8 protein-coding genes are annotated in these 8,136 nt (G+C 63.9%); 4 read left to right on the forward strand and 4 right to left on the reverse strand.

Annotation, left to right across the window (positions count from 1 at the left end):
- Positions 1-8: 8 nt before the first annotated feature.
- The gene (locus NKI38_RS24805) at positions 9-866 is read right to left on the reverse strand and encodes a LysR substrate-binding domain-containing protein (protein WP_352661943.1); all 858 of its coding nucleotides are present in this window, start codon (positions 864-866) and stop codon (positions 9-11) included.
- Positions 867-980: 114 nt separating this feature from the next.
- Here NKI38_RS24805 and NKI38_RS24810 point away from each other — a divergent pair, with 114 nt between their 5' ends.
- The 3 genes from NKI38_RS24810 to NKI38_RS24820 all read left to right on the forward strand — a co-directional run bounded on the left by NKI38_RS24810 (position 981) and on the right by NKI38_RS24820 (position 4,689).
- Positions 981-1,388, forward strand: coding sequence for a tautomerase family protein (locus NKI38_RS24810; protein ID WP_352661946.1), 408 nt, complete (start codon positions 981-983; stop codon positions 1,386-1,388).
- Between the two features lie 132 nt (positions 1,389-1,520).
- Positions 1,521-3,743, forward strand: coding sequence for an AMP-binding protein (locus tag NKI38_RS24815; protein WP_352661949.1), 2,223 nt, complete (start codon positions 1,521-1,523; stop codon positions 3,741-3,743).
- 130 nt (positions 3,744-3,873) lie between these two features.
- Positions 3,874-4,689: an SDR family oxidoreductase gene (locus tag NKI38_RS24820; protein WP_352661952.1), complete on the forward strand. Its 816-nt coding sequence runs from the start codon at positions 3,874-3,876 to the stop codon at positions 4,687-4,689.
- Between the two features lie 130 nt (positions 4,690-4,819).
- On the opposite strand, the gene NKI38_RS24825 is transcribed toward NKI38_RS24820, so the two are convergent.
- Both NKI38_RS24825 and NKI38_RS24830 read right to left on the reverse strand, forming a co-directional pair.
- Positions 4,820-5,638 carry a CDP-alcohol phosphatidyltransferase family protein gene (locus NKI38_RS24825; RefSeq protein WP_502899382.1) on the reverse strand — a complete coding sequence of 273 codons (819 nt, stop codon included), beginning with the start codon at positions 5,636-5,638 and terminating at the stop codon, positions 4,820-4,822.
- Between the two features lie 2 nt (positions 5,639-5,640).
- Positions 5,641-6,339 (reverse strand): phosphatidylserine decarboxylase, encoded by a 699-nt coding sequence (locus NKI38_RS24830; RefSeq protein ID WP_352661955.1) that lies wholly within the window; start codon positions 6,337-6,339, stop codon positions 5,641-5,643.
- Between the two features lie 275 nt (positions 6,340-6,614).
- Here NKI38_RS24830 and NKI38_RS24835 point away from each other — a divergent pair, with 275 nt between their 5' ends.
- Entirely contained in the window at positions 6,615-7,487 is an 873-nt protein-coding gene (locus NKI38_RS24835) for an SMP-30/gluconolactonase/LRE family protein (protein ID WP_352661958.1), read from the forward strand.
- Here NKI38_RS24835 and NKI38_RS24840 read toward each other — a convergent pair.
- Complete coding sequence (locus NKI38_RS24840) at positions 7,484-7,831, reverse strand: antibiotic biosynthesis monooxygenase (protein ID WP_352661961.1); 348 nt, start codon at positions 7,829-7,831, stop codon at positions 7,484-7,486. The two genes, NKI38_RS24835 and NKI38_RS24840, sit on opposite strands and share 4 nt — an antisense overlap.
- Positions 7,832-8,136: the final 305 nt, after the last annotated feature.

Below are 8,136 nucleotides of genomic sequence, written 5' to 3' on the forward strand. Positions count from 1 at the left end.
TTTGGCGTTCAGCCAGCCGACAAGGCAAGGTTGCCGCGGAGCAGCGTCGCCAGGTCGCCCGCCGGACCATCGGCGCCGGCGCGCAGCCGGATCGCGAATTCAGCCATCGGAACCTGCGGCAGGCCAAGCTCGCGCGGCGCCTCGACAATGCCGGAATGGGCAAAGCGGGCCGTTCGCAGCGTCAATGCGACACCGGCGTTCACCGCCGTGCGCAGGCCAGCCAGACTGGCGCTGCCGGCGGCGATTCGGTAGCGGCGTCCGGACGCATCGAGCGCGGCAAGTGCCGCTTCGCGAAAACCGCAATAGGGATCGAGCAGCGCCAGCGGCAGTTCCTCCTGCCGCGAGGCCAGCCCTTTCTGCGAACACAGCCATATCATCGGCTCGCGCAGCACGCCGACCTCGTCCGAAGCCGCAGCCTGACGCATGACGATTGCCAGATCGAGGCCGCCAGACTGCAGCGCCTGCGCAAGTTCGGCGGAACGGCCGACCCGCAGTTCAATCCTGACGAGCGGATGACTGACGGCGAAGGCACGCAGCAGGTCCGGCAGGCCGCTGTCGGCGAAATCCTGTGTGGTGCCGATGGCGACACGTCCGGCAGCCCGCGCGCCCTTCAGCGCCAGCCAGGCCTCGCGATGGGCGGCAAGGATGCGCCTGGCATGGCCGACGAGGTCCTCACCGGCCGGCGTCAGGCCGCGCCCCCGCCCTTGCGGCGCCAGAAGCGGCTCGCCGACGATTTCCTCCAGCCGCTGCATCTGGGCGGTCACCGCCGAGGCCGAACGGCCGACGCTAGAAGCCGCCTGGGCGAGTGAGCCACTGTCGACGAAAGCAAGGAAAGTCCTGAGCAGATCGGGATCGAGCGTTTCCATAATTCGATTATGTCGAATCTTCAGTTGAAAACAATTCGATTTTTTTGATCCAATGATGATGACATGATCCTTCCCAACGGCGATCAGACGCCGCTCGAACCAAGGAGAAGCAAAATGCCCATCATCACCGTCAACGTCACCGGCAAGCCTGACGCGGCTCTGTCCGCTCGCATCGCAAAGGAGGTTACCGAAATCACCGCCATGCAGCTGCGCAAGGATCCGACGATCACCGCGGTTGCGGTATCCTATATCGATCCGCAGCACTGGTTCGCCGGCGGCAAGTCGCTGGCCGAGCACGGCACCAATACGTTCTGGCTCGATATCAAGGTGGTCGACGGCACCAACACCAAGGTTGAGTTGGAAGCCTATCTCAAGGCGATCTTCGATGCGTTCGGCCGCCTGCTTGGCGGCGTGCACGAGGAAAGCTATGCCTTCGTGCATGAAGTGCCGGCGGCGGCCTATGGCTATGGCGGCAAGACGCAGGAGTTTCGGTTTATCAGCGGACGGTTGAAGGCGGCGTAAGCAGGCCGCCTCACCTTCCCCACAAGGGGGAACGAAAAAGGTCCGCATTGACGTTGCTCCCACATCGTCTAGGTTCTGGCCGAAGCGGCCGCAAAAGAGCCGAGATGATAAAATCGTTGGGAGAGACGCGGCATGGTCCTGACACTGGCGCTGCTTGCGGGTCTTGTTCTGGCCTGGCTGCTGATCGGCGTGGTGGAAAAATTCCGCCTCGGCCTGCGCTTCACCCAGGCGCTGCTCTATGTGCCGTTCAAGCTCGGCTACCGGATAGCCGACACCCGCATCAAGATTGCTCGCAGGGCGCAGGCCCCCGTCATCTACGTCATCTCGCATCAATCGCGTTTTGAACCGGCGCTGATGCTGTCGCTGCTGCCGGACGATACACTTCACATACTCGACGAGGTCTCGGCGCGGTCGCCCTGGCTCGAACCGTGGCGCGAACTCGGCCGCACCATCGCCTTCAATGCAGAACATGTCTTCGTCAGCCGCCGGCTGGTGCGTGTACTCAAAGGCAAAGGCCGGCTCGCCGTCTATCTGCCGGATGCGGTCGAGCCCGACATCAAGACGTTCCGGCTGTTTCGTGCCGTCACCCGCATCGCGATGCAGGCCGACGCCAGCATCGTGCCGATCTTCGTCGGCGGCGCGCGCAGCCTGCCGGTGTCGTTGACGCCGGCGGACAAGGCACCACGGCACTGGTTTCCGCAGCTGTCGATCAGCGTGCTGGAGCCGATGACCATCGCCGAACTGGTGGCGCGCAACCCCGACCAGGCCTCGAACACCAATGCGTTGTTCGACCGTGTCGCCGAAGCCCGGCTTTTCGGCACTAACCTCGATCGCGGCCTGTTCCTGGCCATGCGCGATGCCGCCGATCGGGTCGGCGCTTCGCACACGATCATCGAGGACGTCATCTCCGGCGCGATGAGCTACCGCAAGATGTTCATCGGTGCCCGCGTCCTGGGCCGCCGGTTCGAGGCGATCACGGCGCCGGGCGAAGCGGTCGCGCTCATGCTGCCGAACGCCAATGGGATCGTGCTGTCGCTCACCGGACTTCTGTCGGCCGGCCGGGTGGCGGCGATGATCAACTACACGGCCGGGCCGGCGAGCGTCACCGCTGCCGTGCGCACCGCGGTGATAAGGACCATGATTTCCTCCCGCGCGTTCGTCGAGAAGGCCGGCCTTGCCGATATCGTCGCGGCGGTCGAAAAGGGTGGCGCCAAGCTGCTCTGGCTGGAGGATGTGCGGGAGAGCGTCACCGCGCTGGACAAGCTCGCCGCCGCCTTGCTGTGGCGGTGGCCGCTCCAACGGCAGAATGCGGCCAAGCCGGCGGTGATCCTGTTCACCTCGGGTTCGGAAGGCACGCCCAAGGCGGTGATCCTTTCGCACAAAAACCTGCTGGCCAACGCCATGCAGGCCGAGGCACGCATCACTATCTCGCCCGCCGATATCCTGCTCAACGTGCTGCCGGTGTTCCACTCGTTCGGGCTGACGGGTGGCACCATCCTGCCGCTGGTCACCGGCGTAAGATTGTTCCTCTACCCCTCACCGCTGCACTACAAGATCATCCCCGAGGTCGCACGCAAGGTGAAACCGACCATCATGTTCGGCACCGACACGTTCCTCGCCAACTATGCGCGCACCGCCAAGGACGGCGATTTTTCCAGCCTGCGTTTCGTCGTCGCCGGCGCCGAGGCGGTGAAGCCGGAAACCCGCCGCGTCTATCGCGAGCGCTTCCAGGCGGAGATCATCGAGGGATTCGGACTGACCGAGGCAGCACCCGTGGTTGCCGTCAACACCGCAATCCATGGCCGCGACGGCACCGTCGGCCGGTTGTTGCCGGCCATGCGCATGAAGCTCGAACCGGTCGAGGGCATCTCCGACGCCGGTCAATTGTGGCTCGACGGACCGAACCTGATGATGGGCTACATGACTGCGGACCGTCCCGGCGAGCTGCAGCCGCTGACCGGCTGGCATGACACCGGTGACATCGTCGCCGTCGACCGCGAAGGTTTCATCACCATTCGCGGCCGCGCCAAACGCTTCGCCAAGATCGCCGGCGAGATGGTATCTCTGGGTGCGGTCGAGATGCTGGTGCAGTCGCTATGGCCAGAAGAACGCCATGCGGCTGTGGCCGTGCCGGACAAGCGGCGCGGCGAACGCATCGTGCTGGTCACCACCGCCGACGACGCCAATCCCGACGAGCTGCGCAAATTCGGCAAACAGGCGGGTGCCGCCGAACTGATGGTGCCGAACGACATCGTCAAGGTCGAGGAAATCCCGGTGCTGGGATCCGGTAAGACCGACTATGTGTCGACGAGAAAGCTGGCGATCGACAGGCTGGGGCTCGGCGTCGCGGCGTAGCGTCTCCTCCTTCTTCCGAACCGGACCGGCGGGCGCGAATGTGGCGTTCACCGCCACGTTTTTGTCTGATCGACGATTTATTGGTGAGAGACCATTCACCACCACCAGCAGCGAGGCACGGAGGTCTTGAGTGGCAAAAATACTTGTCACCGGGGGAACGGGGCATCTCGGCCGCGATCTCGTGCCGGCGCTGAACGAGGCCGGCCATATCGTCCGGCTGCTCGTCAGAAAAGCCGGGCAAGACGACTCCGTCGAATGGGCCATTGGCGATCTCGCGACCGGCGAAGGCATCGATGAGGCTCTTGGCGGCGTCGACACGGTCATCCATGCCGCGACGCTCTCGCCGATCGCCAGGCGCGGTATGAGGCCGATCGATTTCTTCTCCAGCCCGGCAAGCGTCGATATCGAGGGCACGCGGCACTTGCTTGCCGCGTCGCAGCGTGCCGGTGTCGGTCACTTCATCTTCGTTTCGATCGTCGGCCTCGAATTCAGCGGCCTGCCCTATGCCCGGGTGAAACTGGCGGGCGAACAGCTTGTGAGAGAGTCCCCGCTGCCGTGGTCAGTCATTCGCGCGACGCCGTTCTATTACCTGCTGGCGCAGATGCTGGGTGGGTTGAAATGGCTGCCGGTCTGGCCCTTGCCAACCTCGCCCTCAAATCCCGTCGATACGCGCGACGTAGGCTCCTATCTGGCAGAGGCGGCCGGCGACGGGAAACGTGGGGTATGGCCGGAGATCGGCGGCCCCGAAACAATGCCATTCTCAACCTTCGCGCGGCAGTATTGCCAAGCGCTTGGGATCAAGCGTTTCATCCTGCCGCTGCCGTTCAGCCGGAAGATGAGCCGCAGCATGGGGTTGGTCGAAACCGGCGAACGGCGCGGAGAACGGACGTGGAGGGCGTGGCTTTCCGAACAAAGCCAGAGCGCGCGATCCGCCAAGGCTGCCTGATCGTCTGTTGCGAATCTCATGCAATGCCCGACGGAGCCAGGAGCAGCCATGAAACCGCCATGAGCGCTTCGCTTGCGCCCGGAGCGATTTGTTGCTGCAAGGGCTCAAGCCCAGGACTCGACCCCGGGGCTCAACCTATGTCCGAAGGCGGCACCTTCTCGCCCTCTCGCTTGGCGCGCTTGGAATAGGCGCGCACACTGAACGGCAGGAAGATCAGGTAGCCGGCGACCGAGGCCGTCAGCGTGTACCAGGGATAGGTCATCAGCAAGAGCACGTAGAGCACGACACCAAGGATGATCGGCAACACCCTGTCGCCCGGGATTCTCAGGCTCTTGCCGGAATAGACCGGCAACCGGCTGACCAGCAGGAAGGCGACCAGGATGGTGAAGCCGGTGGCGACGAAGGCGGCTGGACGACTGGGCTCCAGCCCTGTGCGCAGGAAATAGAGATAGAGCGGCAGCATCACCAGCACGGCGCCGGCCGGCGCCGGCACGCCGACGAAATATTCGGACTGCCATAGGGGGCGATCGGCCTTGTCGTCGTCGAGCACGTTGAAACGGGCGAGCCGCAGCCCGCAGGCGATGGCGAACAGAAGTGCAGCGATCCAGCCCGGCGAGCCGGCACGGTCGAGCAGGAAGGCATAGAGCACCAGAGCAGGTGCCACGCCGAAATTGACGATGTCGGCCAGCGAATCCATCTGGGCGCCGAATTTCGAGGTCGCCTTCAGCATCCGCGCCAGGCGGCCGTCAATGCCGTCGAGGAAGGCCGCCAGCAGCACCATCACCACCGCCGGCTCGAAGCGGCCTTCGAAGCCGAAGCGGATGCCGGACAGGCCGGCGCAGATGGCCAGCACCGTGACCAGATTGGGCAGCACCATACGCATCGGGATTTCGCGGATGCGCGGACCGCCGCTGGCATGGGCCTCGAACTTTTTGTATTGCGTGCCCACGGTCAGGAAATCCGAACAAGAGGCGTGCCGGCGACACCGCCGAATTCGGCCAGCACCGTTTCGCCGCCGACCGCCGTCTGGCCAACGGCAACACGCGGCGTGGCGGCCAGCGGCAGGAACACATCGACACGCGAGCCGAAGCGGATCAGGCCGAAGCGCTCGCCGATGGCGATCGAGCCGCCGGCCTCGGCCCAGCAGACGATGCGGCGCGCCACCAGGCCGGCGATCTGCACAGCCGCAACCGTGCCGTTGGGGCTCTCGATGACCAGGCCGTTGCGCTCGTTCTCGGTGCTGGCCTTGTCGAGTTCGGCATTGAGGAATTTTCCCGGCCGATGCTCGATCTTGGTGATGCGCCCGCGTACGGGAGCGCGGTTCACATGGCAGGAAAACACGTTCATGAACACGGAGATACGGGTCATTTCGACATTGCCGAGACCAAGCTCGCGCGGCGGCACGGCCGGCCCGACCGCAGAGATGATGCCGTCTGCGGGGCTGACCACGAGGTGGTCGTCGACCGGCGTGACGCGCTCGGGATCGCGGAAGAAATAGACGCACCAGGCCGTCAGGATAAGGCCGATCCAGAACAGGATCGAGGAGAAATAGCCGAGGAAAAGCGTCGCCGCGCCAAAGGCCGCGATAAAGGGATAGCCTTCGCGATGGATCGGTACGAACGCGTTCTTGACCGTATCGACAAGGCTCATCGGGTAAAAACGGGCTCCGTTTCAATTGCGGCCTCAATAGCCGAAAGCCCCCCTCGCCGCAACGCAACAATCGGCAAGGCATTGATTGCAGCCGCTCCTCGGCCTCAGTCGTTGTTGACAGCGCCCTGACCTGACCGGGAAAAACCCATTGCCCCCGGGAAAACCCATTGCCATTGTCGGGGCGAGCCATCCTCGCCCGTCCTTGAAGAGATGGCGCTTGCATCGATCCAGCCAAGGTAGGCGAAGCGCCCGTGAGCCGATCCGAGGAGCCAGCAATGCCGTCGAAAAAATCAGCAGCCACCCAAGCGCATCTCCTGACCGCCGGCCTCGCCTTCGGCGAATCGCCGCGTTGGCACGACGGACAGCTCTGGCTCTGCAACTGGGGCACCGGCGAGATCATCGCCGGCGATGCCGACGGCAACCGCGAGATTGTGCTCACCGTGCCGGCTGTCTTGCCCTATTCCATCGACTGGTTGCCGGATGGCCGCCTGCTCGTGATCTCAGGCCGCGAGGGCTTGCTGCTGCGGCAGGAAGCAGATGGCACACTCGTTACCCACGCCGATCTGCGTGACCTGTCGAAAAGCCCTTGGAACGAGATCGTCGTCGACGGGCGCGGCAATATCTATGTCAATGGTGGCGGACCGACGCCGGCGCCGGGCGAGCATTTCGGCCCCGGCACCATCGTGCTGATCACGCCGGACGGCGCGGTCCGGCAAGTGGCGGAAAACATCGCCTTTGCCAATGGTATGGCGGTAACCCCGGACAACAAGACGCTCATCGTCGCCGAGTCCCATGCCAATCGACTAACCGCCTTCGACATCGCCGCCGACGGCAGTCTCGCCAACCGGCGCGTCTGGGCCGATCTCGACGGCTATCCCGACGGCATCTGCCTCGATGCCGAGGGGGCGATCTGGTACGCGGATGTGCCCAACAAGCATTGCGTGCGGGTGCTCGAAGGCGGTGAAGTGTTGCAAACGGTCGCTGTCGATCGCGGCTGCTTTGCCTGCATGCTGGGCGGCGCCGACAGGAAAACACTGTTCATTCTCGCCGCCGAATGGCGTGGCTTCGAGCACATGGTCAGTGATGCCCGCACCGGCCAGGTGCTCAGCGTGGAAGCGCCGGCACCTGGCGTCGGCTGGCCCGGCTAAAGCCCGGGAACCCGCTGATAGTTGGCGATGTCGGCCCGAACACCAAGCCGGGCGATCGTCTCCTGTGGGTTGAAGGCGATACGCTCGTGCGCCGCCTTGACGATCGGCACGACGTTGTCGACGGCCGCCTGGCTCTCCCATTCGACGATGGTGACGAGGTTGAATTCGCCCGGCCCCGAGAATTGCTCGAGCAGGAAATCCTGCACGAAGCCCTGCTGCCGGCGCAGCAATTCATGCGTTGTCCGGACCTTGGCGAGTATCTCCTCGCGAGCGGCGGCCGGGACGACGAATTTGTCCACCCTGAACACGCTGCCACCGTTAACATTCTGACTTGTCTTGCTCATTTCGATAATTCCGTTCTTGGACCATGTTATTTTCGGGCTCCAAGAACGGCCTACAATCTCAACTTAAGTTGAGGTCAAGCGGATTTTTTTCCTTCTCCCCTTGTGGGAGAAGGTGGATCGGCGCGCAGCGCCGAGACGGTTGAGGGGTGGGTGACGGATCTCCGTCCTTGCCAAGCTGGAACACCCCTCATCCGACCTCGCTTCGCGAGGCCACCTTCTCCCACAAGGAGATCTTTGCACAGAAGCCGATCAGTGATTCTGTTGTGAGGTTGGAGCAGGGAGATTCGCGATGGTGGATCGTGTTC

This window comes from Mesorhizobium sp. M0621 (assembly GCF_040320745.1).
Taxonomy (GTDB): Bacteria; Pseudomonadota; Alphaproteobacteria; order Rhizobiales; family Rhizobiaceae; genus Mesorhizobium.

Bases quoted from the DNA above. Each gene is read 5' to 3' on its own strand.
- NKI38_RS24835 (WP_352661958.1), top strand. From the start codon at position 6,615: ATGCCGTCGAAAAAATCAGCAGCCACCCAAGCGCATCTCCTGACCGCC.
- NKI38_RS24830 (WP_352661955.1), bottom strand. From the start codon at position 6,339: ATGAGCCTTGTCGATACGGTCAAGAACGCGTTCGTACCGATCCATCGC.
- NKI38_RS24810 (WP_352661946.1), top strand. From the start codon at position 981: ATGCCCATCATCACCGTCAACGTCACCGGCAAGCCTGACGCGGCTCTG.
- NKI38_RS24815 (WP_352661949.1), top strand. From the start codon at position 1,521: ATGGTCCTGACACTGGCGCTGCTTGCGGGTCTTGTTCTGGCCTGGCTG.
- NKI38_RS24805 (WP_352661943.1), bottom strand. From the start codon at position 866: ATGGAAACGCTCGATCCCGATCTGCTCAGGACTTTCCTTGCTTTCGTC.
- NKI38_RS24840 (WP_352661961.1), bottom strand. From the start codon at position 7,831: ATGAGCAAGACAAGTCAGAATGTTAACGGTGGCAGCGTGTTCAGGGTG.